Raw genomic sequence first — 26,317 nt, 5'->3', positions numbered from 1 at the left:
GCCATGATAGGTCCTCCGGTCGCCTCCTGGCCGGGCGGGCCGGGCGGGACGGGGGCGCTGGCTAGACTGGCGTGCATGAGCGCTGCCCCTTCCCTCGACGACGCCCGCGCGCGCCTGCAGGAGCTGATCAGCGAGCTGGCCGTGGTGCGCGGCCGGGTGACGCTGGCCAGCGGGATGGAGGCCGACTACTACATCGACCTGCGCCGCGTCACCCTGCACCACGAGGCGTCGCCCCTGGTGGGCCGCGTACTGCTGGACCTGATGGACCGCAACGGGCTGGGCGACGTCGACGTCGTCGGCGGCCTGACCATGGGGGCGGACCCGGTGGCGACCGCCATCATGCACGTCGCCGCCGCGCAGGGCCGGCAGATCGACGCCTGCGTCGTGCGCAAGGCGCAGAAGTCGTACGGCATGAGCCGGCAGGTGGAGGGGCCCGACGTCGCCGGCCGCCGCGTCGTCGTCGTCGAGGACACCTCGACGACGGGCGGCTCCGCCCTGACGGCCGTCGAGGCGCTGACCGCCGCGGGGGCCGAGGTCGCCGCGGTGCTCGTGATCGTGGACCGGAACACGGGCGCCCGGGAGCGGATCGAGCACACGGCGCAGGTGCCGTGCCTGGCGGCCTTCAGCAAGGACGATCTCGGGTTGTAGGCCGTGGACGGTCTGCCGGACCTCACGCGGACCGCGGAGCAGCTGCGGTTCATCAGCCGGATGCGGACGACCACCCGGCGCTCCTTCCTGCGGGCCGCGGCCGTCGGCGCGGTGCTCGCCGCGGATCTCGGCATCACCGGGCGGATCGCCCACGAACGGTCGACCCACACCGTGCAGGGCGTCGGCGCACCCGACGCCGACGCGCTGCATCCCGAGACCAGCTGGCTCGTCCTGCCCGGCTTCAAGCTGAGCTGGGAGGAGAGCCAGTGGGTGTTGGCCTCCCTCGCCCCGGCGATGGTCCGTCGCGGACGGCTCGCGTGGGCCGGCTACTCCAACGAGGGGCTCGAGATCGCCGCCCTGACCCGCGCCACGCTCGCGTACGCCGACGAGCGGGGCATCACGTCCATGCTGCTCTACGGGCACAGCTTCGGGGGCATGGTCGCCGTCCAGCTCGCCGTCCGCCTGCGCCGCGCGGGGCTGACGGTGCCACTGATCGTGCTCGACTCGACACCGCACAGCCGGCTGGACGTGCTCAACGCCCGGTGGTTCGACGGGCTCGTCTACTCGTACGAGCTCGGGTACGCGATCCCGTCCACGGTGCGCGCGGCCATGGAGTTCGGGGAGCGGGTGGCGAACAAGAACGAACGCACCTGGCGGCAGATCGCGGACCAGACCGCCGCGCAGCTGAGCCCCACCGCGCCCTCGAGCATGCTGATCCAGTCCGAGTCCGCCTACATCTACAACTACGACGTCGGCGTCTTCGCCCACGACCTCGGCTCCACCGCGGTGGGGTACCTGGGCAACGCCGGCGACGACACCGTGGACGCGGTCAACGCGGCCGCCGGCTGGGCCGAGGCGCTCCCGCGGAATCTCGTGCCACCGCTGATCTCCACGGCCGGGGCACGACCGACGCACGCCAGCCCTCAGTGGAACCCCCTGCTCTACCAGCGGGCGCTGGACCGGCTGTGCTGGCAGTGCCTGCCCGTCCCGCGGGCGGTCGGCACGGCCGGCGGCCCGGCGCCGCCCTGAGGCGCGGCCCTGACCCGCCGCCGAGCCGGGTCAGAGGTCCGTCAGCAGCGTGGAGACGTCCTCGTAGACCAGGCTCGGGCGGAACGGGAAGGTGTTGATGTCGGCGCGGGTCGTGATGCCGCTGAGCACGAGGACGGTCAGCAGCCCGGCCTCCATGCCGGCGATGATGTCGGTGTCCATCCGATCGCCGATCATCGCCGTCGTCTCGGAGTGCGCCTCGATCCGGTTCATCGCCGACCGGAACATCATCGGATTCGGTTTGCCCACGATGTACGGCTGGCGGCCGGTGGCCTGGGAGATCAGCGCCGCCACCGAGCCCGTCGCCGGCAGTACCCCCTGCGGGGAGGGGCCGGTGACGTCCGGGTTCGTGGCGATGAACTTCGCGCCGTCCATGATCAGCCGGATCGCCGAGGTGATCGCCTCGAACGAATAGGTGCGGGTCTCGCCGAGCACCACGTAGTCCGGGTCGCTGTCGGTGAGGATGAAACCGGCCTCGTGCAACGCCGTCGTCAGCCCCGCCTCGCCGATCACGAACGCCCGTCCGCCCGGGGCCTGGTTGGCGAGGAACTGGGCGGTCGCCAGGGCCGAGGTCCAGATGTTCTCCTCCGGCACGGCCAGGCCCGACCACGACAGCCGGGCCGCGAGGTCCCGCGGTGTGAAGATGGAGTTGTTCGTCAGCACGAGGAACCGGCGAGACGTGTCGACCCACCGTTCGATCAGCTCGGCGGCACCCGGGATCGCCTGGTTCTCGTGCACCAGCACGCCGTCCATGTCGGTGAGCCAGCACTCGATGTCCTGGGGTCTTCTGATGGCGACCTCCTGGCGGTGATCGGAGCGGTGACAAGGGCGGACATGCCGATCCTCCCACCGATCGCCCGGGCTGGCGAGGGCCGCCGATGTGATGCAACTCATGGCAACAGGTTGCCGCCGCGTCGGGCCGCTCGGACGATGATGGCATGCCCTCCTCCATCGCGAACCACCCCGACCGGCTGTTCCCGGCGGACCCCGGTGTCCGCGAGGTGGCTCGTCGCCTCCACGCCGCGGTGGAGTCGCTGCCCGTCATCTCGCCGCACGGCCACGTGGAGGCCGCCGTCATCGCCGACGACGCCGCCTTCCCGGACCCGACCGCCATGCTGATCAGCCCCGACCACTACGTCACCCGCCTGCTGCACGCCGCCGGTGTGCCGCTGGATCAGCTGCGCGTGGGCGGCACCGACGCCGCCGGCCCGCGCGAGGCGTGGCGCATCTTCTGCCGGCACTGGCCGCTGTTCGACGGCACCGCGTCGGGCTACTGGCTGCGGCAGGAGTTCGTCGACGTGTTCGGCGTGGACGATCTCGACCTGCGCGAGGAGACGGCCGACGCCGTCTACGACGCCATCGCCGCGACGATCAGCGGCCCCGGGTTCCGGCCCCGCGCCCTGATGGACCAGTTCGGCATCGAGGTCCTCGCCACCACCGACGACCCGCTCGCCGACCTGGCCGCTCACGACCGACTCGCCGCCGACCCGTCGTTCACCCCCCGGGTGCTGCCGACGTTCCGGCCCGACGCCTACACCAAGTTCTGGGCCGACGGGTTCGCCGCCAACGCGGACCGACTGATCCAGGCCGCCGGCGACGGCGCCACCGGGTACGCCGGCTACCGGGCGTCGCTGGCGAACCGCCGCCGCTACTTCGCCGAGCACGGCGCCGTCTCCTCCGACCACGGCACCCATACCGCCGACACCCTGAAACTGGGCGACGCCGAGGCGGCCGCCCTGTTCGCCAAGGGTATGGCGGGAACGGCCACGCGGGCCGAGGCGCTCGCCTTCGAGGCCCACATGATCTACCAGCAGGCCGCGATGGCCGTCGACGACGGCCTGGTGATGACCCTGCACGCCGGGGTGCACCGCAACACGCACCCGGCCACGCTCGCCCGGTTCGGCCCCGACACCGGGCACGACATCCCGTTCGCGGTCGACTTCGCCACCGGCCTGCAGCCGCTGCTCGCCGACTTCGGCACGGCCGAGGGCTTCCACGTCATCCCGTTCACCATCGACGAGACCGTGTTCTCCCGCGAGATCGCGCCGCTGGCCGGGTTCTACCCGGCGGTGTTCATCGGCGCCCCGTGGTGGTTCCTCGACGCCCCCGACGCCATGCTGCGGTTCCGGTCCGCGGTGACCGAGACGGCGGGCTTCTCCCGCTCGTCCGGCTTCATCGACGACACCCGGGCCTTCTGCTCCATCCCGGCCCGGCACGACGCGTCCCGGCGGGTCGAGGCCGCCTTCCTGGCCCGGCTCGTCGCCGAGCACCGGGTCACCGAGGAGCGGGCGCTCGAGATCATCGTCGACCTGGTCGACGCGTCCCCGCGACGGGCGTTCAAGCTGTGAGCGCCGCCGACGCGCGGCCCCGCCCCCTGACCGCCGCCACCGCCGGCGTCGGGCCCCGGCCGCCCGTTCGCCTCGTCCACCTCGGGCTCGGTGCGTTCCACCGCGCCCACCAGGCCTGGTACACGGAGCAGGCCGCCGACGAGTGGGGCATCGCGGCGTTCACCGGTCGCAGCCCCGAGGCCGCCGAGCAGCTCACCTCCCAGGACGGTCTCTACACCCTGGTCGAGCGCGCCGCCGACGGAGACCGGCACCAGCTGATCACCGCCCTCGTCGAGGCTCACGACGGTGCGGATCTGCGGACCCTCACCGGCCTGCTCGCGAGCCCCGACGTCGCCGTCGTCACCCTGACCATCACCGAGGCCGGCTACCGGCTCGCCCGCGCGGGCGACGATCCGCTCCTGAACGCCGAGGACCCGGTCGTCGCGGCGGACGTCGCCGCCCTGCGCGCGGGGGTGGCCCGGCCCGAGGAGATCGACGGCAGCCGCGTGCTGACGGCGGCCGGGCGGCTCGTCGCCGTGCTCGCCGCCCGGCGGGCCGCCGGCGGTGGACCGCTGGCCGTCGTCTCCTGCGACAACCTGCCGGCCAACGACGCCGCGGCGCGGGCCGCGCTGCTCGGCACGGCGCGCCGGGTCGACGAGGACCTCGCCGACTGGATCGAGCGGACCGTCGCGTTCGTGGGCACCTCCATCGACCGGATCACCCCGCGCACCACCGACGCCGATCGGGAGGCCGTCGCGGCCGCCACCGGGTTCGCCGACGTCTCCCCGGTGATCACCGAGCCGTTCTCCTCGTGGATCCTCGCCGGTGACTTCCCGGCCGGGCGGCCCGCCTGGGAGCGGGCCGGGGCCGTGTTCGTCGAGGACCTGGAGCCGTTCGAGCGGCGCAAGCTCTGGCTGCTCAACGGCGCGCACACGCTGATGGCCTACGCCGGGCCGCTGCGCGGACACGCGACGGTGGCGCAGGCGCTAGCCGACCCGACGGTCGCCGGCTGGGTCGAGGAGTTCTGGGACGCGGCGGCGCGGCATCTGACGACGCCCGGACTGGACGTCCCCGCGTACCGCCAGGCCCTGCGGGACCGGTTCGCCAACCCGCGGATCGCCCACCACCTGGCCCAGATCGGCAACGACGGGTCCCTCAAGCTGGCCGCCCGCGCCCTGCCGGTGTACCGGGCCGAGCGCGACGCCGGCCGGGACGGGACGGCCGCGCTCCGGCCGGTCGCCGCCTGGATGGACCGGATGACCGCACAGCTGGCGGACGGCACCCCGATCACCGATCCGGCGGCCGACCGGATCACCGCGGCGGCCGGGACCGGGGGGGAAGACACGGCGGCCCTGCTCGCCGTCGTCGACGCGACCCTCGCCCGGGACGCCGATGCGGTGGCCGCTGTCGCCGCTCTGCGCGGGACACTCACCGCCTGACCCCCCGCGGACCCCTCCCGCCAGGTCGTCAATAGATGTTCCATCCGGGCCCGAATCGGCCCGTTCGTGTGCATCTATTGACGACCTGGCGGTGGGGACCCGCGCACACCCCCGTCAGAAAGGCAGGACCCATGACCACCACCTGGACGCTCACGGGATTCGGGGACGAGGTCGACCCCGACCCGCGGCTGCAGGCCGCCGTGCTGCTCGCCCTCGGCGCGAGCCACCTCGAGGTCCGCTCCGCCTGGGGGACCAACGTCGCCGACTTCGACGAGGAGACCACCGCCCGGCTGAGGACGATCCTCGACGAGCAGGGCCTCGCGGTCTCCGCCGTCGCCTCACCCATCGGCAAGGTGCCGGCCGCCGCCCCCGCCGCGGACGAACTCGACCGGCTGCGCCGCGTCATCCGCACCACCCGCGCCCTCGGCGCCCGGTACATCCGGATCTTCTCCTTCTACCCCGCCGACGGGCAGCCGCCCGCGGACATCCGCGACGCCGTCGTGGAGCGGCTGGCGCTCTTCGCCGCGGAGGCGGAGGCCGCGGGCGTCGTGCTGGTGCACGAGAACGAGAAGGGCATCTTCGGCGACGTGCCGGAGCGGATCGCCGACATCATGAGCACCGTCGACTCGCCCGCTCTGCGGGTCGCCTGGGACAACGCGAACTTCGTGCAGGTGGGGGTACGCCCGTTCACCGACGGGTATGCGCTGCTGCGGCCCTGGCTCGAGTACCTGCAGGTCAAGGACGCCGTGGCCGAGTCCGGCACGGTGGTGCCCGCCGGCGAGGGCGACGGCGAGCTGGCCGCGACCATCGAGGCGCTCGCCGCCGACGGGTACACCGGCTTCGCCTCCCTCGAGCCCCACCTGGCGGAGGGGCACGAGTTCGGCGGCTTCTCCGGACCGGCCGCCTACGGGCAGGCGGCTCGCGCCTTCCGCCGGATCGCCGAGGGCGCGGGCGTGCGCCTTGTCTGACCCCGGACGGTCTGACCCCGGACGGTCTGACCCCGGACCGAGCCGCCGCACCGCCGTCGTCGGCTGCGGCGACGTCTCCGCCGTCCACCTCGACGCGCTCGCGGCCATGCCCGACGTCGAGCTCACCGCGGTCGTCGACGTCGACGCCCGCCGGGCCCGGGCGGTCGCCGACGCCTGGCCCCATGGCCGGCCGGCGGTCGTGACCGACCTGGCGCGTCTGTTCGACGGGCCGGATCCCGCCCCCGACGTCGTGCACATCACCACCCCGCACGCCGATCACGTCCCGCTCGCGCTGACCGCGCTCGCGGCCGGCGTCGACGTGCTGCTGGAGAAGCCGCTCGCGAGCACCCTCGCCGACGGGGAACGGCTGGCCGCGGCCGCGGACGCCTCCACCGCCCGGCTCGGGATCTGCTTCCAGAACCGCTACAACGCCACCTCCCGGGCCATGCGGGCCGTGCTCGACGCCGGGGACCTCGGCGAGGTGATCGGCGCCGGGGCGACCGTGCGCTGGCACCGCGACGCCGCCTACTACGCGTCCCGGCCCTGGCGCGGCACGTGGGCCGGCTCCGGCGGCGGCGTCCTGATGAACCAGGCCATCCACACCCTGGACCTGCTGCTCTGGTTGCTCGGTGACGCGGAGGAGGTCACGGGATCCGCGGGGCAACGCGCGCTCGGCGGCGTGATCGAGGTCGAGGACACCGCCGACCTGAACCTCCGCCACGCCGGCGGCGTGCGATCCACCCTGTTCGCCACCAATGCCGCCTCCCTGAACCACCCCGTGAGCCTGGAGGTCCAGGGCACCCGCGGTCGGATGGTCCTGAACGGCGACCTGACCGTGCTGCCCGACGACGGCGACCCGGTGACCGTCACCGAGACCCTGCCCGGCGACGTCGGACGCAGCTACTGGGGCGCCTCCCACGCGGCCCTGATCCGCGACTTCCACGCCGGGCACGGCTCGGGCGAGCCGTTCTGGATCGACGCCGCCGAGGCCCTCAAGCCGCTGCGCGCGATCACGGCGGTGTATGCCCAGACGTACCCCGCCGGCGCCTGGGTCTGACCGGCGGCACCGCCGATCGAGCGCGGCGGCGGCGGTTGCGTTCACGAGTGAAGGCAACTGCTGGCAACCGATAGGTGCACCACGGTTGCGGCCGTAGCTTCGATTTCAACCTGCACATGTGCCCCAGCTCACAACGGGGTGACGGGCGCGACGGCAGGCCCCATCACCGTTCGAGGGAGACAAAGATGATGAGGTTTCGTCGACGCGCCGCCGTGGCGGCCGCGGTCACGGCCGGCGCCCTGGCGCTGAGCGCCTGCGGCGGAGGCAGCAACGCCTCCACCGCCGCGGGGGGAGCGAAGACCCTGACGATCGGGTCGTACACCGACGCCACGCCGTGGGACCCGGCCATGGCCCACGTCGGCCACTTCCTGCCGCTGTACCAGGCCGCGTACGACACGCTGATCCGGCGTGACCCGGACGGCAAGCTCCAGCCGATGCTGGCGACCGACTGGGCGTGGAGCAAGGGCAACACCGTCCTGACCCTGAACCTGCGCAAGGGCGTCACCTTCAAGGACGGCGCCGCGTTCGACGGCGCCGCGGTCAAGGCGAACTTCGACCACTTCAAGAAGGCCAACGGCCCGCAGGGCGCCACCGTGAAGAACGTGGGCTCCGTGGCCGTCGTCGACGCCGACACCGTCGAGTACCGGCTCACCGCGCCGGACCCGGCCCTGCCGATCTACCTGAGCAACGCCGCCGGCCTGATGGGCAGCCCCCAGGCCCTGGGCACCGACGCGATCACGTCCGAGCCGGACGGCACCGGGCCGTACGTGATGGACAAGGCCGCGACCGTCACCGGCTCGCAGTACACCTTCAAGAAGCGCGAGGGCTACTGGGCTCCCGAGCTGCAGAAGTTCGACACGGTCACCTTCAAGTACATGCCGGACACGACGGCGCGCCTGAACGCCCTCGTCTCCGGCCAGGTCGACGCCGCACTGCTGGACCCCAAGTCCGAGGCGCAGGCCAAGTCCGCCAACCTGGTCGAGACCAGCAAGCAGGTCGACTGGCAGGGCCTGCTCCTGCTGGACAAGGCCGGCAAGCAGGTGAAGGCGCTCGCGGAACCGAAGGTGCGGCAGGCGATGAACTACGCCATCGACCGCAAGGGCCTGCTCGACGCCATGCTGCTCGGTCGCGGCACGGTCACCAGCCAGGTGTTCGGCGCGTCCACCGCGGCCTACGACAAGGACCTCGACGGGTACTACACCTACGACCCGGCGAAGGCGAAGAAGCTGCTCGCCGAGGCGGGCTACCCGAACGGCTTCTCCCTCTCCATGCCGGTCAGCTCCGCGTTCGACCCGGTGGTGTTCTCCACCATCACCCAGCAGCTGGGCGAGGTGGGCATCACCGTCAAGCAGGAGAGCGTCCAGGACAGCGACTACCGCAACAAGGTGCTCGCCGGTCAGTTCCCGATGGCGTTCTACGGCATCTTCCAGCCCGAGCCCTGGATCGCGATCAACCACCACGTCGGCCCCAACGCCGCCTTCAACCCGGGCAAGTACACCGACGCGACCGCCCAGGCGCTGATCGGCCGGGTGCAGAAGGGCGGAGCCGACGGCGACGCCGCGGCCAAGGAACTCGACCGGTACGTGACCGAGCAGGCCTGGTTCGTGCCGTTCTTCCGGGTGGACCAGGTGTACTTCAACCGCCCGACGATCACGGTCCAGCAGCAGATCCAGCAGGCCGTGCCGTCGCTCTACAACTACGCGCCGGCCAGCTGACGCCGACCCGTGCTGTCCGTGGCCGTGGCGGCCCCCGTTCCCCCCGGGGAGCAGCGGGGCCGCCACGGACCCCGACCGTGAGGTAACCACCCATGCTCACCTTCATCCTGCGACGGCTCGCGGCCGGTCTGGTCCTGCTGCTGACCATCACCACGCTGACCTACGTGCTGCTGTACATCTCGGGCACGAACATCGCCCGCAACATCCTGGGCGAGTTCGCCACTCCCGAGCAGATCGCGGCGAAGCAGGCCGAGCTCGGCCTCGACCAGCCGCTGATCACCCGCTACCTGGACTGGCTGGGCGGCGCCTTCTCCGGCGACCTCGGCCGCTCCTGGTTCACCGGCGAACCCGTGCTGCAGGCCCTGTCCAACCGGCTGCCCGTGACCCTGACGATCGTCTTCGTGGCGCTGGTCGTCGCGGCCGTCATCGCCGCCGCGCTCGGCATCGCCGCGGCGGTGTACCGCGGCTGGGTGGACCGATTCGTCCAGTTCCTCTCCCTCGCGGGGGACGCCCTGCCCAGCTTCGTCGTCGCGATCGTGCTCGTCACGACCCTCGCCATCCAGGCGAAGCTCTTCCCGGCCACGGGCTTCGTCCCGTTCGCCACCAACCCCGGCCTGTGGCTCGCCTCGATCGCCCTGCCGGTGGCCGCCCTCGTCTTCCAGCTGACGGCGTCCGCGGCCCAGCAGTTCCGCAGCGCAATCATCGACGTCCGGCGCCGCGACTTCGTCCGCACCCTGCGCAGCCGGGGCCTCGGCGAGCGCGAGGTGCTCACCCGCCACGTCCTGCGCAGCGCCGCACCGCCGGCGCTGACGATCCTGTCCCTGAACTTCGTGGCGCTGCTGGGCGGCTCCATCACCATCGAGCAGATCTTCGCGCTGCCGGGCATCGGGCCCCTGGCGATCGGCTCCACCACGCAGGGCGACATCCCCATGGTGATGGGCGTCGTCGTCTACACGGTGATCATGGTCATCCTCGTGAACATCGTCGTTGACCTGCTCAACGGCTGGCTCAACCCCAAGGTGCGTGTGTCATGACGCAGATCCCCTCCCTTCCCGCCGCGACGACGGCGGTGGCGGTCAAGCGGTCCGGCACCGTCAAGCGTCTGGCCGCCAACCCGCTGGCCGTGATCGCCGCACTCGTGCTCGCCGTCGTCGTCCTCGCCTGCGTCGCCGCCCCGCTGCTGACCCCGTTCGACCCGAATACCGGCAGCCTCGGCTCGGTGCTGCAGAAACCCGGCGGCGAGCACCTGCTCGGCACCGACAGCGCCGGTCGGGACGTGCTCACCCGTCTCCTGTTCGCCGGTCGCACCACGCTCGCCGCGGGCTTGCTGGCCGCCGTCGTCGCCATCGCCATCGGCACCCCGGCCGGCATCGCCGCCGGCTACTACGGGGGACGCCTGGACGGCGCGTTCTCCTGGATCGCCAACATGCTGATGTCGCTGCCCGGCATCATCGTCCTGCTGGCCGTCCGCGCGGCGCTCGGCCCGAACGTGTGGCTCTCGATGATCGTGTTCGGCGTGCTGCTCGCGCCCGCGTTCTTCCGGCTCACCCGGACCGCCGTGCAGTCCGTGCGGAACGAGTTGTACGTCGACGCCGCCCGGGTCTCCGGCCTGAGCGACGGGCGGATCATGACGCGGCACGTGTTCTCCGTGGTCCGCGCGCCGATCATCATCCAGACCGCGATGGTGGCCGGGATCGCGATCGCCATCCAGTCCGTCCTGGAGTTCCTCGGCCTCGGCAACCCGCTGGTGCCGACCTGGGGCGTCATGATGTCGGACGCGTTCCGCAACGTCTACCTGCAGCCGCTGCTGCTGGTGTGGCCCGGCATCGCCATCGCCTCCGTGACCGTCAGCCTCGCCCTGCTGGGCAACGCCCTCCGGGACGCCCTCGAGGACGGGCAGAAGGCGGCGAAGGCGCCGCGGCAGCCCCGCCGGCCCCGCACCGGGCGGACGGGCACCGGCGTGCTCCCGGCCGTCGCTCACCCGACGGACACCGGGCAGCCGCACCTGCTGACCGTCAGCGGCCTGCGCGTCGGGTACCCGCAGCACGGCGGCACGGTCAAGACCGTCGTCGAGAACGTCACCCTGCACGTCGACGCCGGGGAGGTCCTGGGCATCGTGGGGGAGTCCGGGTCCGGCAAGACGCAGACGGCGTTCTCCATCCTCGGGCTGCTGCCCGAGACGGCGCGGATCACCGCGGGCACCATCACGTTCGACGGTGAGCCGCTGCTCGTCGCCGGGGAGGACGCCCGCAACCGGGCGCGCATCGCGAAACTGCGCGGCCGGGGCATCGCGTACATCCCGCAGGAGCCGATGAGCAACCTCGACCCGTCCTTCACCGTGGGCCACCAGCTGGTGCGGCCGATGGTCAAGGTGATGGGCCTGTCCCGCTCGCAGGCCCGCGCCCGGGCGCTGGAGCTGCTCGCGCTGGTCGGCATCGTCGACCCGCAGCGCACGTTCGAGGCCTACCCGCACCAGATCTCCGGTGGCATGGCCCAGCGTGTCCTGATCGCCGGGGCCGTCTCCTGCGAACCGCGGCTGCTGATCGCCGACGAGCCCACGACGGCGCTGGACGTGACCGTGCAGGCCGAGGTGCTGGACCTGCTCCGCGACCTGCAGGGACGACTCGGCATGGGCCTGGTCCTCGTCACCCACAACTTCGGCGTGGTCTCCGACCTGTGCGACCGGGTGGTGGTGATGCGGCAGGGCGCCCTGGTGGAGGAGGGCGACGTGCGCAGCCTGCTGCGCTCGCCGCAGCACCCCTACACGCGACAGCTGCTGGCGGCCACGCTCGAGGGCAAGGAACCCATGACCCTGCTCACCGCCGGCGCCACCGCCGTGCCCACCGGGGTCATGCCGGCCGCGGCCGCCCCCGGCACCCTGGAAGGACGCCTCTGATGGAGACCACTCTCGAACCCGCCGCGGAATCCCTGCTGTCGGTCCGCGACCTGACCGTCACCTACCCCGGGAGGGGCTTCCGGTCCCCGGGCTTCACCGTCCTGCACGGGGTGGACGCGGAGCTCGGCGGGGGCCGGACGCTCGGCCTGGTCGGCGAGTCCGGCTCCGGCAAGTCGACGCTGGGGCGGGCCATCCTCGGCCTGGCCCCGGTCAGCGGGGGGACCATCACGTTCGACGGCCGCGACATCTCGCACGCCACCCGCGCCGACCGGCGCCGCCTCAGCCGGGACCTGCAGGTGGTCTTCCAGGACCCCTACAGCTCCCTGAACCCGGCCCTGACGGTCGGCGACATCCTCGCCGAGCCGCTCTCGGTCCAGGGCATCGGGGTCCGGCAGGCACAGGGCCGGATCGCGGAGCTGCTCGACCACGTCGGCCTGCCCGCGGACGCGGTGGACCGGCTGCCCCGCGAGTTCTCCGGCGGACAGCGCCAGCGCGTCGCCATCGCACGGGCCCTGGCCCTGCGACCCAAGCTCATCGTCTGCGATGAGCCCGTCTCCGCGCTGGACCTCTCCACGCAGGCCCGCGTCCTGGACCTGCTGCTGAACATCCAGCAGGAGACCGGCGTCTCCTACCTGTTCGTCTCCCACGACCTCGACGTCGTCCGCCACATCAGCCACGACATCGCCGTCATGACCGGCGGCAGGATCGTCGAACACGGGCCGGCCCGCCAGGTCACGGGCGACCCGCAGCACCCCTACACCCGCCGGCTGCTGATGGCCTCCCCGGTCATCGACCCGGACCAGCAGGCCGCACGGCGCGAGGAGCGCCGTCGCGCCCGCGACGACGAACGGGCCGCCTGACCGGCCTCGTCCCCGTCCCCGTCCCGAACCCCAACGGAAGGAACCCCATGGCACGCATCGGCGTCCAGGCCATGATGCTCAAGGAGAGCGTCGCCGAGATCGGGGCGTACGCGACCCTCGCCCGTATCGCCGAGATCGGCTACCGCGCCGTCGAGGTGTCCCAGATCCCGATGACCCCGGAGAACACGGCCGAACTCGAGCGGGCCCGGGACGAGCTCGGCGTGCAGATCGCCGCGCTCTCGGTCAACGTCACCGCGCCCGGCGGCGTCCCGGTCGACGCGCTCGACACCGACTTCGCCAAGATCGTCGACGACGCTCACCGGCTCGGCGCCCGGCACCTGCGGATCGGCATGCTCCCGTTGCCCGCGATGGGCTCCCTCGACGCGGTGCTCGACTTCGCCCGCACCGCCGAGGAGTACGCGCAGCGGCTCGCCGCCGAGGGGCTGAGCCTCTACTACCACAACCACCATGTCGAGTTCGCGAGGATCGACGGGGCGCACCTGCTCGACCACATCGTCGAGGCCTCTCCGACCATGGGCCTCGAGATCGACGTGCACTGGGTGGCGCGCGGCGGACTCGACCCCGTCCGCACGCTGCGGAAGTACGCGGGGAACACCGCGATGGTGCACCTGAAGGACTACCGCATCGGGATGCTGCCGCCGAGCGCGTTCGAGCACCTGTCCGCCGGGGACCACGCCGCCTTCATGCGCGACTTCCGCGACGTCGTCCAGTTCGCCGAGGTGGGGGAGGGCAACCTCGACTTCGCGTCGATCGTCCCCGCCGCCGTCGACGGCGGCGCCGAGTTCCTGCTCGTCGAGCAGGACGAGCTGTACGGCCGCACCGTGTGGGAGGCGCTGCAGACCTCTCACGACAACCTGGTGGCCCTCGGCTTCGGCGACCTGATCGCCGGCACCGCCGCCACCACCGCCTGAGACCCCCGACCTGTGAGGAGTACCGCCATGACCACCCCCAGCACCTCCGGAGTCGTCCGGCTCGGCATCATCGGCTACGGCGCCCAGGGCGGGATGTACGCCCGCTTCATCGCCGACGGCCTGGTGCCCAGCATGGTCGTCGGCGCGATCGCCGACATCGACCCGGGCAAGCGGGAGAAGGCCGTGGCCGAGCACGCCGACGTGCCCGTGTTCGAGACCGCCGAGGCCCTGATGGACAGCGACGACGTCGACGCCGTCGTCACCACCGTCCCCCACTACCTGCACCCCGCGATGGGCATCGCCGCCCTCGAGCGCGGCATCCCGGTGATGGTGGAGAAACCCGCCGGGGTCTACACGGCGCAGGTCGAGGACCTGCTGAACGCCGCGAAGACCTATCCGGACACCCCGTTCGCCATCATGTTCAACCAGCGCAACAACCCGCTGTACCAGCGGATCAAGGAGATCGTCGACGCCGGGGAGATCGGCGCGATCCGGCGCAGCAACTGGATCATCACGACGTGGTGGCGGCCGCAGGGCTACTACGACCAGTCCGCGTGGCGCGCCACCTGGGGCGGCGAGGGCGGCGGCGTCCTGGTCAACCAGGCCCCGCACCAGCTGGACCTCTGGCAGTGGATCTGCGGGGTGCCGCGGTCCGTGTACGCGAAGGTCGCCTACGGCTTCCGCCGGGACATCGCCGTGGAGGACGAGGTCACCGCCGTCGTCGACCACGGCAACGGGGTGACCGGCACCTTCGTCACCGCGACCCACGACCTGGTCGGCACCGACCGGTTCGAGATCCTCGGCGACGCCGGCAAGATCGTGGTCGAGGACTCGAAGCGCGTCACCATCACCCGCCTGGTCAAACCCGAGCGCGAGCTCAGCGACGCCATGGGCCCGGACGACGTGGCCCGCCTCTTCCGCGGTCAGATCGACCCGACGGAGCTGTACACCCAGGAGACCCTCGAGTTCACGTCGGAGTGGGGGCAGCAGCACTCCGGGGTGCTGGAGAACTTCGTCCGCCACATCCTCGACGGCACGCCGCTGCTGGCCCAGGGCGCGGACGGCATCGACGGCGTCCGGCTGGCCAACGCCATCCACCTCTCGAGCTGGCTGGGCCGGGAGGTCCCGCTGGACTTCGACCCCGAGCAGTACCTGGCGGAGCTGAACCGGCGGATCGCGGACGAGGGGCTCTTCCCGCAGCGCGAAGCGACGGGAGAGCGCACCCGCGCCTGAGTCCGTCGCCAGCTCGTCAATAGATGCACGAAGCCGGGTCCTGAAGGGCCTTCGGTGTGCATCTATTGACGAGCTGGCGGTCTGACGGCCACTACGGTGGGACGGTGACCTCCCCGCCCGAACCCGGTGCTCCGCCCGCCGCGTCGTCTCCGCCGGCGGCGTCGTCACCGTCCGCCGGCGAGCCGAGCCCGGCCGTCGGGGTGGGGCCGTGGGTGGGGTCGTGGCCGGCGGGGGAGCAGTGGGATCCGCAACTGCTGCGCGAGGGCGACGCCCGCAACGTCGTGGACGCGTACCGCTACTGGCGGCACGAGGCGATCGTCGCGGACCTGGACCGGCGGCGGCACCCGTTCCATGTCGCCATCGAGAACTGGCAGCACGACGCCAACATCGGGTCCATCGTGCGCACCGCCAACGCCTTCCTCGCCGCCGAGGTGCACATCATCGGCCGCCGCCGCTGGAATCGGCGCGGCGCCATGGTCACCGACCGGTACCAGCACATCCGCCACCACGAGACGCTCGCCGACTTCCTCGCCTGGGCACACGATGCCGGCCTGGCCGTGCTCGCGATCGACAACGGCCCCGGCTCGGTACCGCTGGAGACGGCCGACCTGCCTGCGGCGTGCGTCCTGGTGTTCGGGCAGGAGGGCCCGGGCCTGACGGACGCGGCGCACGACGCGGCCGCGGCCACGCTCTCGATCGCCCAGTTCGGCTCCACCCGGTCGATCAACGCGGCAGCGGCGGCGGCGATCGCCATGCACGCCTGGGTGCGCCGGCATCGCTTCGGCCAGCCCGCAGGCTGAGCCCGGCGGATCGACGGGTCCACCCGGTCACGGGCCCGGACATGAAGCGGCTGGCATCGGCACCCGGGGGGACGAGGTCGACACCAGCCACTCTTCACCTCGACCGAGCGGGGGAGGGGGGACTGCCGCCGCTCGGGAGATGCCATCAGCATAGCGCATCATCTCGAAAATCGAGATAAGCCACGAGGCGTCGTCGTCAGCCGGCGACCGGTTCGGCGGTCAGTCGGGCGACCTCGGCCACGCGGGAGAGGTCGTTGTCCCACGTGTCGCGGGCGCCGTCCGGCTGACCGCCCGGGCCGCCGCCGGCTGCACGTCCCACGTGTCGCGCGCCATGCCCGTCGTCCCCCTCGTCGTCGTTCTCCGGCATCGACCCGGGGGTCTGCGCCGTGGCCGCGCGATGGGGAGAACCGCCCGTGCCGCCGCGCGGTGGGGGCACCCGCGGCCGGGGTCGCGTCGCACGGTCGCCCGGACCGGTCCGCCGGGGCACGGGATGGCTACGATGGAGCGGGACAGCCCGCGCGGTGGTCGCCCGTGGCGCACCGGCCCGCTGGTGCGTGTTCTCGCCGGTGCCGCGACCCCGACTCGACCAAGGAGACGACCATGCCCGTTGTATCGCCCGAGAAGTACGTCGAGATGATCGATCGCGCGAAGGAGGGCGGTTTCGCCTACCCCGCGGTCAACGTGACGTCGTCGCAGACCCTCAACGCCGCGCTGCAGGGGTTCGCGGACGCCGGCTCGGACGGCATCGTCCAGGTCTCCACCGGCGGTGCCGCCTACTGGTCCGGCGCCTCGGTCAAGGACATGGTGGCCGGCTCCCTCGGCTTCGCCGCGTTCGCCCGCGAGGTCGCGAAGAAGTACCCCGTGAACATCGCGCTGCACACGGACCACTGCCCCAAAGACAAGCTGGACGGCTTCGTGCTGCCGCTGCTCGCCGAGTCCGAGGCCGCCGTCAAGCGTGGCGACGGGCCGATCTTCAACTCCCACATGTGGGACGGCTCCGCCGAGACGCTCGAGGAGAACCTGCGGATCGCCGAGGAGCTGCTGGCGCGCACGTCGGCCGCGAAGATGATCCTCGAGGTTGAGATCGGCACGGTCGGCGGCGAGGAGGACGGCGTCGCCAACGAGATCAACGACAAGCTGTACACCACGGCGGCCGACGGACTGAAGACCATCGAGGCGCTCGGTGCGGGGGAGAAGGGCCGATACATCACGGCACTGACCTTCGGCAACGTGCACGGCGTCTACAAGCCGGGCAACGTCAAGCTGCGGCCCGAGATCCTCCAGCAGATCCAGACCGAGGTCGGGGAGAAGATCGGCAAGGACCGGCCCTTCGACCTGGTGTTCCACGGCGGCTCCGGTTCCTCCGAGCAGGAGATCGCCGACGCCGTCTCCTACGGCGTGATCAAGATGAACATCGACACCGACACCCAGTACGCGTTCACGCGGCCGGTGGTCGGCCACATGTTCAGCAACTACGACGGCGTGCTCAAGGTCGACGGCGAGGTCGGCAACAAGAAGCAGTACGACCCCCGCGTGTGGGGCGCCGCCGCGGAGAAGGGCATGGCCGCGCGGGTGGCCGAGGCCGCGCAGCACCTCGGCTCCGCCGGCCACACGTTCTGAGCCGCTCCGCGGTCACCGTCACCAGCAACGCCACGACGCCGGGCCCGCACCGCGACCTGAAGCGGCGCGGGCCCGGCGTCTGCCCGTCCCGAGAGGAACCCGTGAGCGAGAACCCGCACCGCAATCTGCTCGAGCCCGAGCCGACCCTGCTGCCCGCCCAGCCCGAGCTCGACGCCCGGATCGAGGCCGGGGACGAGGCCGAGGATCTGGCCCGCCAGTTCCCGGCGGCCTCCCTGCCGTGGGCGCTCCTGGCCGAGGACGCCCTCGCTGACGGCCGCACGATCGAGGGTTACGCCTACGCCCGGGTCGGCTACCACCGGGGCCTGGACGCCCTCCGGCGGGCCGGCTGGCGGGGCGCCGGGCCGGTGCCCTGGCGACACGAGCCCAACCGCGGCTTCCTGCGCTCTCTCGCCGCCCTCGGCTCGGCGGCCGCGCAGATCGCCGAGCTCGAGGAGGCGGAGCGGGTCACCGTGTTCCTGCGCGACTCGGATCCGACCGCCGTGGACGCGATGCGCGACGCCGGCCTGGGCGCGGCGGGCTGAGCGGTGGACGTCGAGGCACTGTTCACCCAGCTGGCCGTCGACCTGCAGGACGAGGGGGTGACGCCCGGGCGCCTGTACGGCGGATCGGGTCTGTTCGTCGACGGGGTGCCGTTCGCGTGCCTGAAGCGGGACACCATGGCGTTCCGGCTCGGTCAGGGCACCGACGCGGCGCGGGAGGCGCTGCGGATCGAGGGGGCGGGGGACTTCTCGCCCGCCGGCGACGGAACCGTCGAGCCGGGCTGGGTCGCCGTCCCCGTCGAGCAGGTCTCCGAGTGGAACCGGCTCGCCGAGACCGCGCTGAACGCCGCGCGCGGCTGACGCCACCGGGAGCTCTGGACTTTCCGACCCGGTCCCACCACGCTGGGGGGACCGGCGCGCCCAACCCGTGACGCCGGCGATCGCGTCGGCGAGATCCGTCGGCGCCCACCGGAGGGACGGAGCGTCATGCGCGTCGGAGTCGTCAAGGAGATCAAACCAGCGGAGCGGCGCGTGGGGCTGGACCCCTCGGGCGCGAAGGCGCTGGCCGGAGAGGGACACCGGATCCTCGTGGAGACGGGGGCCGGCGCCGGCGCCGGCCACCGCGACGCGGACTACGAGGCCGCCGGCGCCGTGGTCGCCGCCGCGGACCGGGTCTGGGCGGAGTCCGAACTGCTGGTCAAGGTGAAGGAACCCGTCGCCGAGGAGTACCCGTACCTGCACGCGGGGCAGACCCTCTTCACCTACCTGCACCTGGCCGCCGACCGCCCGCTGACCGAGGCGCTGCTGCGTTCGGGAACCACCGCCATCGCCTACGAGACGGTGCAGGACCACACCGGTCTGCCGCTGCTGGCACCGATGAGCGAGGTGGCCGGCCGGCTCGCCGGGCAGGCCGCCGCCATGTACCTGCAGGCCCCCTTCGGTGGGGCCGGCATCCTGATGGGCGGCGTGCCCGGGGTGCGGCCCGCCCGCGTCGTCGTCATCGGCGGCGGCGTCGTCGGCACGCAGGCCGCGCTGATGTCCCTCGGGCTGCGCGCGGAGGTCACCGTGCTGGACACCAGCCCGTCCCGCATCCGTCAGCTCGAGGAGTTGTTCTCCGGCCGGGTCCGGGTGCTGATGAACGACCCGCACACCCTCGAGGCCGAGCTCGCCGACGCGGACGCCGTCATCGGCGCCGTCCTGGTGCCCGGCGCCGCCGCCCCGAAGGTGATCCGCCGCGAGCACCTGCGCCTGCTCAAGCCCCACTCCCTGCTCGTCGACGTCGCCATCGACCAGGGTGGCTGCTTCGAGACGTCCCACCCGACCACCTACGACGACCCGGTGTTCGAGGTCGACGGCATCCAGCACTACTGCGTCGCCAACATGCCCGGCGCCGTGCCGTGGACGTCGACCAAGGCGCTGATCAACGCCACCCTGCCCTACGTGCAGCGGCTCGCGCGGCTCGGCACGGACGAGGCGTTGCGCAGTGATGCGGCCCTGGCCCGGGGGCTGAACGTGGCCGACGGGCGCATCGCCCACCCCGGGGTGGCGGCGGCGTTCCGCGACCTGCCGGCGTCCCTGCGTCAGCTCTCCGCGGCCGGCTGATCCGGCGGGCGGGGTCCGCCGGGTGCGGGCGGAGCGAGCCGGCTCTCCACCGCGTCGTCGGCGCCGTCCAGCGGCGCGGCCACCTGCGCGGCCATCGCGGTGAGGAAGGCGGCGACCGTCTCCGCCTGCTCCGGATCCAGCGATCGGGCCACGTCCAGCATCCGCTCGTGCATGCCGCCGAGGGTGGAGCGGACCTCGCCGTCGGTGTCCGCCGTCGGCAGCACGACGAGCGCGCGCCGGTCCGTCGGGTGCGGTGCCCTGCGCACGTGGCCGCTGCGGGTCAACCGGTCGAGCAGGGTGGTGGTCGACGCCGTCGAGATGCCGAGGCGCCGGGCGAGATCGCCCGGCGTCAGCAGGGTACCGGCACGGTCGGCCTCGAGCAGGTAGCGCAGGGCCAGCAGGTCCTTCTCGCCCATGCCCATGGCGTCCCGGGAACGACGGCGCATCCCGGCCTCCGCGGCGCGGTAGTCACGCAGCGCGTTCAGCACGCGCACCGCCGGCTCGTCTTCGGCCGCGGGCTCCGCCGGTCGCGGCCGCGCGTCCGGGCTGGCGGCCGACGTCGCGGCCGGCGGACCGTACCAGTAGCCGGAGGAGCCGCCGCTGTGCCGCTGCATGAGCCACATCCTACGGCCGTCAGGTAGTAAGCCTGACAGATAACTAGACAAACTAACGGTCCGTCGTGTTGAGTGGCAGCAGACAACGCGGTCCGACCACGTCCGGCCGCCTCACTGCGGCGGAAGGGCTCAGCACATGCAGCACGGACGGACGGCGGCGCCGGTGCGGAACGACGGCGCCCTCGGCGACCTGGTCGCCTTTCCCGCGGCCGGAACCGCCGCTGCGGTGGTGCCGACGCACTGCGGGCAGCCCATGCGACAGCGGCGCCTCGACTTCACGGCGACGCACGACGGCGCGAATCAGGTGATCGCCCAGGCCGCGCTCGAGGGTCGGCGGGTGCTCGCCTGCGACTGCGGCTTCCTGCTCGAGCTGCCCGTGGCCGGGGAAGCGGTCCTCGTGCCGGACGACACCGACCCCGCGCTGTTCGCCTCCTTCTTCGGCCGGCGGGTGCTGGCGGCGGCCGGCCACGCCGAGGCGGCCGAGTGGGACCTGGACCGCAGCCGCGACGGAGGGGCCGGGTCGGGGCACGGCGCCGTCGAGGGCATGCTCGTCGCCCACCTGCGCCACGCGACGCACGTCCTCGAGGCGGAGCTCCTGCTGGCGCTGGCCAATCGCGTGCCCCTCGACGCCATCGCCCGGGAGGCCGGCATCGACGAGACCGAGATCCGCGTGCTCCTCGAACGCCACGGGGTCACCGGGATCGAGGCCGCCCACGCGACGGAGGCCACCACCGCACCCGCCCGAGGGGACGTGCCGGCGTCGGACCCGCGTGCCGACGGCTGCTGCCCGCCGATGAGCGGAGCCGTCCCGGCCTGAGGCCGTCAGGATTCCCGGGCCTCACCGGAGACCTCCCGCCGGTAGCCGCTGGGCGTGAGCCCGAGTACCCGGCGGAATTCGTTGGTCAGGTGCGCGTGGTCCGCATACCCGAGGTCGGCGGCGAGCTCCGCGAGGGACACCGACGGGTCGTCCCGCAGGCGTTGCGCGGCCTCCTGCAGCCTGCGCCGGCGGATCATGGCGGCCGGGGAGAGACCGACGTGCGTGGCGGCCAGGCGCTGGAGCGTGCGGCTCGAGACGCCGAGCCGGTCCGCGGCGTCCTCGATGCGGCGGACGGTGGGATCGGTCTCGATCAGGTCGGCCAGGGCGTTGGCCGTGCGGCCGGCGGCGGTCGGCGCCGGTATCCGCTCCATCAGCCAGGCCGTGAAGACGGCGACCGCCCGCTCGCGGCGCGCGCCAGCGTCCGGCCCGGCCGCGGTCATCGTCTCCGTCACCGCCCGGTACAGGTCACCGGCGTACAGGTCACCGGCGTGCAGATCACCGGCGTGCAGATCCGCGGGGTACCGACCAGGGGGATCCGGCGGGGCGGTGTGCAGCTGCCGGTAGGCATCCCGCAACGCGGCGGGGTCGTCGACGAACGCGGGCACCGCCGCCGGGCGCAGCAGCGCGCCGACCGCCCAGCCGCGGCCACGCAGGTCCCGATGGGAACGGCGCGTCGTCGGGCCGGCGAAACCGACGCCGTCGGCCTCCACGACCAGGTTGGACGCCGGGTACGCCACCACGTGCTGGCGGGAGGACCGGCCCGGGGCGATGTCCCACTCGGGGATCCAGAACCAGCGTACGAGGGCGGAGACCGGCTCCGGGGCGGGGATCCGGTGCAGCGAAGGCAACCGCGCCGGGTAGAGCACGCCGCGCGTCGTCGCCGTCATGGAGCCACCCTAGCCGCGTGCCTGCGCGCACGGTTGACGGGAATCTCCAAGCGCACGGCCGTCGCACGGGCCTACGGTCGGGGCATGAGCGAACAGACCAGCACCACCAGCGCCCCGGCATCCACCCCCGCTGCCGGCCCGACCCACGGCGTCACCGGGGAGCACACCACCCGCGGGGTCCCCCACGGGGTCACCAGCCTCACCCCGTTCCTCGCCGTGCCCCGCGCCGCGGAGGCGATCGACTTCTACCGTGAGGTCTTCGGCGCCCGCGTCGTCGGCGTGACCGAGATGGACGGCGTCGTGGTCCACGCCGAACTGGACTTCGGGCAGGGTCACCTGCAACTCGGCGAGCCGATGCCGGACTACCACCTCGTCCCGTCTCCCGAGGGGGAGGACGACTGCTACTCCCTCGGCCTCTACGTGGAGGACGCCGACGCGGTGACCCGTCGCGCCGAGACGGCCGGGGCCACGATCCGGGAACCCCTGTCCACCTTCGTCTCCGGCGACCGGTTCGCCAGCATCCGCGACCCGTTCGGAGTGCGCTGGTCGATCATGAGCCGAGTCGAGGACCTGTCGGAGGAGGAGAGCGCCCGCCGGGTCGACGCGTGGGCGGCCGAGCAGCAGTCCTGATTCCCCTTCCCCCCGCGCTCGCGCTATTGCCAGGTCGTCAATAGTTGCTGCATCCGGGTCCGATTCGGGCCCCGATCGAACATCTATTGACGACCTGGCAGGACCTGGCAGGAGGTGGCGGGAGGTGGCGGCAGGTGGCAGGGGTGGGCTCAGCGGATGATCGTCGTCGTCACCCGCGCCAGTGACGGCGCGGCGGGAGCCGAGGAGAAGCCGAAGGTGACGGGAGGATGCAGCGGGGTCAGCCCGCCGAGGTCGGTGCCGTCGTCCTCGCCGACGACCGAGACGACGGCGTGCAGGTCCCGTACCCCGTAGTACTCGCGTCGGCCCGCGCCCGCGGTGCCCGCCGTGTGGACCCCCCGCACGAGCCGGCCCGCGACCGGATCGATCAGGCGCAGCCACGCGGGCGCCGCCGCGAGGGGGCCGGGCACCAGGTGCAGCAACCGTCCCCACCCGGTGCGCCGGCCGATGCCGACGGTGACGTCCAGGCCGTCGGCGGCGAGGTCGAGGGTGGCGGTGAGGGCGCCGTCGCCCGTGTTGCGGTCGGTGGGGATCACCGGGGCAATGCCACAGGACACCGCCGCGATCCGCACCTCGTCGAACCGGTAGGTCGCCCCGACGTAGTCGGCGATCGCGGCGTCGGGAGCGACGAGCGTGCGGGTGCCGTCCTGCCCCTGCAGCATGACGTCGGTGAACGCGCCGAACGGGGAGGTCCGCCAGTGGCCGACAACGACGCGCAGGCCGACGCCCGTGCCGAAGCCGGCGATGTAGCCGTCGAATCGATCGCGGACCGGTGCAGACACGGTTTCTCCTCGCGGTGTCGGTGGCACGGGCGGCCCCGACTGTCGCAGGATGGTCCCTGTGACCTCCCGCACCCCTGAGCCTGCCATCGAGCGCGCCCCGAGCGGTACCCACCCCGCCGGCGCCGACCTCACCACGGCCGACGGCGTGCGCGACGCCGCGGCCGCGCTCGACGCCGCCGACGCCCTCGCCGGCTGCCGGGACCTGTTCGTCCCCGCGGATGCGCCGGCAGCCGGTGTCCCCGTCACGGCGTACCTGGACGGCAACTCGCTCGGCCGGCCGCTGCGCGCGACCGAGGCACGGCTGCACGACCTGGTGCGCGGCGCCTGGGGCACCGGGCTGATCCGGTCCTGGGACGACCAGTGGATGGCGCTGCCGTACCGGCTGGGGGACCGGCTCGGTGCCGTCTGCCTCGGCGCGGCCGCGGGGCAGACCGTGATCGGCGACTCGACCACCGTCATGCTCTACAAGCTGCTGCACGCCGCCCTGACGCGCCAGCGGACGGCCAGCGACGGGCGCCGCGTCGAACTCGTGCTCGACCGGGAGAACTTCCCCACGGACCGGTACGTCGCCGCGACCCTCGCCGACGCCCTCGGTGCCGAGCTGGTGTGGATCGACCCGGATCCCGCCGCGGGGGTGACCGTGGAGCAGGTGCGCGCCGCGGTGGGGGACCGGACCGCGGTCGTGCTGCTCTCCCACGTGGCGTACAAGTCGGCGTGGCTGGCGGACCTGCCGGCGATCACCGCGGCCGTGCACGACGCCGGCGCCCTGGTGCTGTGGGACCTCTGCCACTCCGCGGGCGTGGTCGAGGAGGACCTGGACGAGCACGACGTCGACCTGGCGGTGGGCTGCTCCTACAAGTTCCTCAACGGGGGGCCCGGCGCCCCCGCGTTCGGCTACGTCGCCGCCCGGCTGCAGCGCGAGCTCACCTCGCCGATCACCGGTTGGATGGGGCATGCCGAGCCGTTCACCATGGGCCCGGACTATGCCGCCGGACACGGGATGCGCCGTTTCGTCTCCGGGACGCCGGCGGTGCTCGGCATGGCCGGCATCGAGGACGCCGTGGACCTGATCGACGACGTCGGCCTGGCCGCGGTGCGGGCGAAGGCGAGGTCGCTCGGGGAGTTCGTGGTCGCCGCCGTCGACGGCCTGCTGTCGCGGCACGGGGTGCGGGTGGTCAGCCCGCGGGACCCCGCGCTGCGCGGCGCCCATGTGACGATCGGTCATCCCCGGTCCCGCGACCTGTACCGGCAGCTGTGGGGTGAGGGCATCGTGCCGGACTTCCGCGAGCCCGACGGCATCCGCCTGGGTCTGGCGCCGCTGAGCACGTCGTACGCCGAGGTGGCCGTGGCGCTGACCCGCATCGACGAGCTCCTCGGCTGAGGTTGTGCCGTGCGTCGCGTGAATCAGCGGGTTCCGCCCGAGTGCTGGGCTCGTCGAGTACGGGTTTCGGGCGGAACCGGCGAACTCAGCGGCCCGTGAGGGCACGCAGCGTGTCCAGCACGGTCGGCCACGCCGCGCTCGCCGGATCGATGAGGTCGAGGTGGTGGCGACCGGGAAGCAGCCGCACCGTGATGGCCGGGTGCGGTGGCAGGCCCCGGCTCAGCGCGACCGGGACGGCGACGTCCGCCTCCCCGTGCACCACGGCCACGGGTTCGCTGGGTGCGCGGCCGGCCTCGAGCAGCGCCCGCGGATCCAGCCGGGCGTACGCGTCGGGCCGTTCGGTCGGGGATCCGCCGATCCAGTCGCGGACGGCGTCGGACCCGAGCCGCTGCGCGTACGCGACCTGAAGGTCCGCCACCGGGGCGAGAGCCAGCACGGACACCGGAGCCAGATCGACGGCCAGCGCCCGCAGCAGGACGAGGGCCCCGCCGGCCGAGTGGCCGACCCAGGCGGCCGCCGGCCGCGGCAGCGCGGCGTCGAGCAGCCGCAGATCCTCGACGGTGTCCTGCGGCGAGCCGGGCACCCGCCGGTACTCGGCCAGCACGACCCGATAGCCGGCCTCCGCCAGGGCGCGGGCCTGCGGCCGGGCGTGCGACCGGTCGGTGCCGGGCCGGAAGTAGCCGCCGTGGACCACGACGACGAGGGGTCCGTCGTCGGGCCCGAACAGCTCGGCGATCTGATCCGGGTCCGACCCGTAGGGCCAGGACGAGCCGACCGGCCCGGAGTCGTCCTGCAGCGCCGTCAGGGCGCGCTGCTCGTCCGCGGCTGCCGCGCCGGCCGACCGGGTCGCCGTGCCGTGGTCGTCGTCGCCGGCGCTCACCGGCCGGGCCGGGCCAGGGGCGTGTCGTCCAGTCCGTCCCGCAGGTCGGTGAGGGACTCGACGACGGCGATCGCCCCGGCCTCGGTCAGTTCCTCCGCGGAGAACCCGCCGGTGCGCACGGCGATGGTGGGGATGCCGGCCCTGCCGGCGGCGACGGCGTCCCAGGTGGAGTCGCCGATCATGACGGCGTCCTTGCCCTCGACCTTCTCCAGGGCCACCTGCACGAGGTCCGGCGCCGGCTTCGAGGCCTCCGCGTCCTCGGAGGTGGTCCACGCGTCGGCGATGTCCTTCCCGCCGACCAGGTCGAGGAAGCGGTCCACGTGCTTGGCCTTCCCCGAGCTGGCGAGCACCAGCCGGAAGCCGCGGTCCTTGACCTCGGCGAGCAGCTCGCGGGCGCCCTCGAACGGGGCGACGGAGTCGATCATGCCGTCGAACTCCTCCTCCCAGGCCTGCCGGAGGTCCTCACCGAGGCGCTGCTCGACGTCGTCCCCGGCGACGTGGGGAACGAGCTGATCCCCGCCCATGCCGATCGCCCGGTGCAGGCGCCACACCGGCAGGGTGATGTCGAACCGTCGGAACGCCTGATACCAGGCGAGCGCGTGCTGGTAGTTGGTGTCGACCAGGGTGCCGTCGACGTCGAAGATCGCGGTGTCCGCCATGGTGC

Annotated in this window: 27 protein-coding genes; 20 read left to right on the top strand and 7 right to left on the bottom strand. The window is 73.0% G+C overall.

Going from position 1 to position 26,317, the window contains the following annotated elements:
- Nucleotides 1–75: 75 nt before the first annotated feature.
- Nucleotides 76–648, top strand: coding sequence for an orotate phosphoribosyltransferase (gene pyrE, locus IEX22_RS08685; RefSeq protein ID WP_188667940.1), 573 nt, complete (start codon nucleotides 76–78; stop codon nucleotides 646–648).
- Between the two features lie 3 nt (nucleotides 649–651).
- Nucleotides 652–1,677, top strand: coding sequence for an alpha/beta hydrolase (locus IEX22_RS08680; RefSeq protein WP_188667939.1), 1,026 nt, complete (start codon nucleotides 652–654; stop codon nucleotides 1,675–1,677).
- Nucleotides 1,678–1,707: 30 nt separating this feature from the next.
- On the opposite strand, the gene IEX22_RS08675 is transcribed toward IEX22_RS08680, so the two are convergent.
- Nucleotides 1,708–2,448 (bottom strand): HAD-IIA family hydrolase, encoded by a 741-nt coding sequence (locus tag IEX22_RS08675; protein WP_229659893.1) that lies wholly within the window; start codon nucleotides 2,446–2,448, stop codon nucleotides 1,708–1,710.
- A gap of 185 nt (nucleotides 2,449–2,633) precedes the next feature.
- Between IEX22_RS08675 and uxaC the strand changes: the two genes are divergently transcribed.
- The 11 genes from uxaC (at nucleotide 2,634) to IEX22_RS08620 (ending at nucleotide 15,922) form a co-directional block, all read left to right on the top strand.
- Entirely contained in the window at nucleotides 2,634–4,043 is a 1,410-nt protein-coding gene (gene uxaC, locus IEX22_RS08670) for a glucuronate isomerase (protein WP_188667937.1), read from the top strand.
- Nucleotides 4,040–5,461 (top strand): mannitol dehydrogenase family protein, encoded by a 1,422-nt coding sequence (locus IEX22_RS08665; RefSeq protein WP_188667936.1) that lies wholly within the window; start codon nucleotides 4,040–4,042, stop codon nucleotides 5,459–5,461. The genes uxaC and IEX22_RS08665 overlap by 4 nt, the downstream gene beginning before the upstream one ends.
- A gap of 131 nt (nucleotides 5,462–5,592) precedes the next feature.
- Nucleotides 5,593–6,429, top strand: coding sequence for a sugar phosphate isomerase/epimerase family protein (locus tag IEX22_RS08660; protein ID WP_188667935.1), 837 nt, complete (start codon nucleotides 5,593–5,595; stop codon nucleotides 6,427–6,429).
- Nucleotides 6,422–7,486, top strand: a complete 1,065-nt coding sequence (locus tag IEX22_RS08655; RefSeq protein WP_268236871.1) for a Gfo/Idh/MocA family protein — start codon at nucleotides 6,422–6,424, stop codon at nucleotides 7,484–7,486. The genes IEX22_RS08660 and IEX22_RS08655 overlap by 8 nt, the downstream gene beginning before the upstream one ends.
- Nucleotides 7,487–7,674: 188 nt before the next feature.
- Nucleotides 7,675–9,201 (top strand): ABC transporter substrate-binding protein, encoded by a 1,527-nt coding sequence (locus tag IEX22_RS08650; RefSeq protein ID WP_188667934.1) that lies wholly within the window; start codon nucleotides 7,675–7,677, stop codon nucleotides 9,199–9,201.
- Between the two features lie 92 nt (nucleotides 9,202–9,293).
- On the top strand, nucleotides 9,294–10,235 hold the full coding sequence (locus IEX22_RS08645) for an ABC transporter permease (protein ID WP_188667933.1): 942 nt from the start codon (nucleotides 9,294–9,296) through the stop codon (nucleotides 10,233–10,235).
- Nucleotides 10,232–12,097, top strand: a complete 1,866-nt coding sequence (locus IEX22_RS08640) for a dipeptide/oligopeptide/nickel ABC transporter permease/ATP-binding protein (RefSeq protein ID WP_188667932.1) — start codon at nucleotides 10,232–10,234, stop codon at nucleotides 12,095–12,097. The genes IEX22_RS08645 and IEX22_RS08640 overlap by 4 nt, the downstream gene beginning before the upstream one ends.
- Complete coding sequence (locus tag IEX22_RS08635) at nucleotides 12,097–12,957, top strand: ATP-binding cassette domain-containing protein (protein WP_188667931.1); 861 nt, start codon at nucleotides 12,097–12,099, stop codon at nucleotides 12,955–12,957. Before IEX22_RS08640 ends, IEX22_RS08635 begins: the two co-directional genes overlap by 1 nt.
- 47 nt (nucleotides 12,958–13,004) lie before the next feature.
- Nucleotides 13,005–13,889, top strand: a complete 885-nt coding sequence (locus tag IEX22_RS08630) for a sugar phosphate isomerase/epimerase family protein (RefSeq protein WP_229659883.1) — start codon at nucleotides 13,005–13,007, stop codon at nucleotides 13,887–13,889.
- 27 nt (nucleotides 13,890–13,916) lie between these two features.
- A complete protein-coding gene (locus IEX22_RS08625) occupies nucleotides 13,917–15,122 on the top strand; it encodes a Gfo/Idh/MocA family protein (RefSeq protein ID WP_188667930.1) in 1,206 nt (401 codons plus the stop codon).
- A 104-nt stretch (nucleotides 15,123–15,226) separates the two neighbouring features.
- The gene (locus IEX22_RS08620; protein WP_188667929.1) at nucleotides 15,227–15,922 is read left to right on the top strand and encodes a TrmH family RNA methyltransferase; all 696 of its coding nucleotides are present in this window, start codon (nucleotides 15,227–15,229) and stop codon (nucleotides 15,920–15,922) included.
- A 196-nt stretch (nucleotides 15,923–16,118) separates the two neighbouring features.
- Here the strand turns inward: IEX22_RS08620 and IEX22_RS16020 are convergent, their stop codons facing one another.
- On the bottom strand, nucleotides 16,119–16,241 hold the full coding sequence (locus IEX22_RS16020; RefSeq protein ID WP_268236870.1) for a hypothetical protein: 123 nt from the start codon (nucleotides 16,239–16,241) through the stop codon (nucleotides 16,119–16,121).
- A 281-nt stretch (nucleotides 16,242–16,522) separates the two neighbouring features.
- On the opposite strand from IEX22_RS16020, the gene fbaA reads away from it, so the two are divergent.
- From fbaA to ald, 4 genes are all read left to right on the top strand, one after another.
- Nucleotides 16,523–17,542 carry a class II fructose-bisphosphate aldolase gene (fbaA, locus tag IEX22_RS08615; RefSeq protein ID WP_188667928.1) on the top strand — a complete coding sequence of 340 codons (1,020 nt, stop codon included), beginning with the start codon at nucleotides 16,523–16,525 and terminating at the stop codon, nucleotides 17,540–17,542.
- A 101-nt stretch (nucleotides 17,543–17,643) separates the two neighbouring features.
- On the top strand, nucleotides 17,644–18,084 hold the full coding sequence (locus tag IEX22_RS08610; protein WP_188667927.1) for a DUF3151 domain-containing protein: 441 nt from the start codon (nucleotides 17,644–17,646) through the stop codon (nucleotides 18,082–18,084).
- A gap of 3 nt (nucleotides 18,085–18,087) precedes the next feature.
- Nucleotides 18,088–18,402 (top strand): TfoX/Sxy family protein, encoded by a 315-nt coding sequence (locus tag IEX22_RS08605; RefSeq protein WP_188667926.1) that lies wholly within the window; start codon nucleotides 18,088–18,090, stop codon nucleotides 18,400–18,402.
- Nucleotides 18,403–18,528: 126 nt separating this feature from the next.
- A complete protein-coding gene (gene ald, locus IEX22_RS08600; protein ID WP_188667925.1) occupies nucleotides 18,529–19,644 on the top strand; it encodes an alanine dehydrogenase in 1,116 nt (371 codons plus the stop codon).
- On the opposite strand, the gene IEX22_RS08595 is transcribed toward ald, so the two are convergent.
- The gene (locus IEX22_RS08595) at nucleotides 19,623–20,258 is read right to left on the bottom strand and encodes a MarR family winged helix-turn-helix transcriptional regulator (protein WP_188667924.1); all 636 of its coding nucleotides are present in this window, start codon (nucleotides 20,256–20,258) and stop codon (nucleotides 19,623–19,625) included. The genes ald and IEX22_RS08595 overlap by 22 nt on opposite strands.
- Nucleotides 20,259–20,394: 136 nt before the next feature.
- Between IEX22_RS08595 and IEX22_RS08590 the strand changes: the two genes are divergently transcribed.
- Nucleotides 20,395–21,075 carry a hypothetical protein gene (locus IEX22_RS08590; protein ID WP_188667923.1) on the top strand — a complete coding sequence of 227 codons (681 nt, stop codon included), beginning with the start codon at nucleotides 20,395–20,397 and terminating at the stop codon, nucleotides 21,073–21,075.
- Nucleotides 21,076–21,080: 5 nt separating this feature from the next.
- Here IEX22_RS08590 and IEX22_RS08585 read toward each other — a convergent pair whose 3' ends face one another.
- Entirely contained in the window at nucleotides 21,081–21,962 is an 882-nt protein-coding gene (locus IEX22_RS08585) for an AraC family transcriptional regulator (RefSeq protein WP_188667922.1), read from the bottom strand.
- An 84-nt stretch (nucleotides 21,963–22,046) separates the two neighbouring features.
- On the opposite strand from IEX22_RS08585, the gene IEX22_RS08580 reads away from it, so the two are divergent.
- Entirely contained in the window at nucleotides 22,047–22,592 is a 546-nt protein-coding gene (locus tag IEX22_RS08580; protein ID WP_188667921.1) for a VOC family protein, read from the top strand.
- A 149-nt stretch (nucleotides 22,593–22,741) separates the two neighbouring features.
- Here the strand turns inward: IEX22_RS08580 and IEX22_RS08575 are convergent, their stop codons facing one another.
- Complete coding sequence (locus IEX22_RS08575) at nucleotides 22,742–23,392, bottom strand: hypothetical protein (protein ID WP_188667920.1); 651 nt, start codon at nucleotides 23,390–23,392, stop codon at nucleotides 22,742–22,744.
- A 58-nt stretch (nucleotides 23,393–23,450) separates the two neighbouring features.
- Here IEX22_RS08575 and IEX22_RS08570 point away from each other — a divergent pair, with 58 nt between their 5' ends.
- Nucleotides 23,451–24,773, top strand: a complete 1,323-nt coding sequence (locus IEX22_RS08570) for a kynureninase (protein WP_306464435.1) — start codon at nucleotides 23,451–23,453, stop codon at nucleotides 24,771–24,773.
- Between the two features lie 85 nt (nucleotides 24,774–24,858).
- On the opposite strand, the gene IEX22_RS08565 is transcribed toward IEX22_RS08570, so the two are convergent.
- Nucleotides 24,859–25,653 carry an alpha/beta hydrolase family protein gene (locus IEX22_RS08565; RefSeq protein ID WP_229659882.1) on the bottom strand — a complete coding sequence of 265 codons (795 nt, stop codon included), beginning with the start codon at nucleotides 25,651–25,653 and terminating at the stop codon, nucleotides 24,859–24,861.
- Nucleotides 25,650–26,312, bottom strand: coding sequence for an HAD family hydrolase (locus tag IEX22_RS08560; protein WP_188667918.1), 663 nt, complete (start codon nucleotides 26,310–26,312; stop codon nucleotides 25,650–25,652). The genes IEX22_RS08565 and IEX22_RS08560 overlap by 4 nt, the downstream gene beginning before the upstream one ends.
- Nucleotides 26,313–26,317 lie beyond the last annotated feature (5 nt).

Source organism: Tersicoccus solisilvae, assembly GCF_014643255.1.
Classification (GTDB): Bacteria; Actinomycetota; Actinomycetes; order Actinomycetales; family Micrococcaceae; genus Tersicoccus; species Tersicoccus solisilvae.
This window is presented reverse-complemented; position numbering and strand designations above follow the sequence as displayed.

Excerpts from the sequence above, each read along its gene's own strand:
- IEX22_RS08585 (WP_188667922.1), bottom strand. The coding sequence starts at position 21,962 with ATGACGGCGACGACGCGCGGCGTGCTCTACCCGGCGCGGTTGCCTTCG.
- fbaA (WP_188667928.1), top strand. The coding sequence starts at position 16,523 with ATGCCCGTTGTATCGCCCGAGAAGTACGTCGAGATGATCGATCGCGCG.
- IEX22_RS08630 (WP_229659883.1), top strand. The coding sequence starts at position 13,005 with ATGGCACGCATCGGCGTCCAGGCCATGATGCTCAAGGAGAGCGTCGCC.
- IEX22_RS08580 (WP_188667921.1), top strand. The coding sequence starts at position 22,047 with ATGAGCGAACAGACCAGCACCACCAGCGCCCCGGCATCCACCCCCGCT.
- IEX22_RS08650 (WP_188667934.1), top strand. The coding sequence starts at position 7,675 with ATGAGGTTTCGTCGACGCGCCGCCGTGGCGGCCGCGGTCACGGCCGGC.
- IEX22_RS08635 (WP_188667931.1), top strand. The coding sequence starts at position 12,097 with ATGGAGACCACTCTCGAACCCGCCGCGGAATCCCTGCTGTCGGTCCGC.
- IEX22_RS08590 (WP_188667923.1), top strand. The coding sequence starts at position 20,395 with ATGCAGCACGGACGGACGGCGGCGCCGGTGCGGAACGACGGCGCCCTC.
- IEX22_RS08645 (WP_188667933.1), top strand. The coding sequence starts at position 9,294 with ATGCTCACCTTCATCCTGCGACGGCTCGCGGCCGGTCTGGTCCTGCTG.
- IEX22_RS08675 (WP_229659893.1), bottom strand. The coding sequence starts at position 2,448 with ATGGACGGCGTGCTGGTGCACGAGAACCAGGCGATCCCGGGTGCCGCC.
- uxaC (WP_188667937.1), top strand. The coding sequence starts at position 2,634 with ATGCCCTCCTCCATCGCGAACCACCCCGACCGGCTGTTCCCGGCGGAC.
- IEX22_RS08640 (WP_188667932.1), top strand. The coding sequence starts at position 10,232 with ATGACGCAGATCCCCTCCCTTCCCGCCGCGACGACGGCGGTGGCGGTC.
- IEX22_RS08660 (WP_188667935.1), top strand. The coding sequence starts at position 5,593 with ATGACCACCACCTGGACGCTCACGGGATTCGGGGACGAGGTCGACCCC.
- IEX22_RS08625 (WP_188667930.1), top strand. The coding sequence starts at position 13,917 with ATGACCACCCCCAGCACCTCCGGAGTCGTCCGGCTCGGCATCATCGGC.
- ald (WP_188667925.1), top strand. The coding sequence starts at position 18,529 with ATGCGCGTCGGAGTCGTCAAGGAGATCAAACCAGCGGAGCGGCGCGTG.
- IEX22_RS08560 (WP_188667918.1), bottom strand. The coding sequence starts at position 26,312 with ATGGCGGACACCGCGATCTTCGACGTCGACGGCACCCTGGTCGACACC.
- pyrE (WP_188667940.1), top strand. The coding sequence starts at position 76 with ATGAGCGCTGCCCCTTCCCTCGACGACGCCCGCGCGCGCCTGCAGGAG.
- IEX22_RS08595 (WP_188667924.1), bottom strand. The coding sequence starts at position 20,258 with ATGCAGCGGCACAGCGGCGGCTCCTCCGGCTACTGGTACGGTCCGCCG.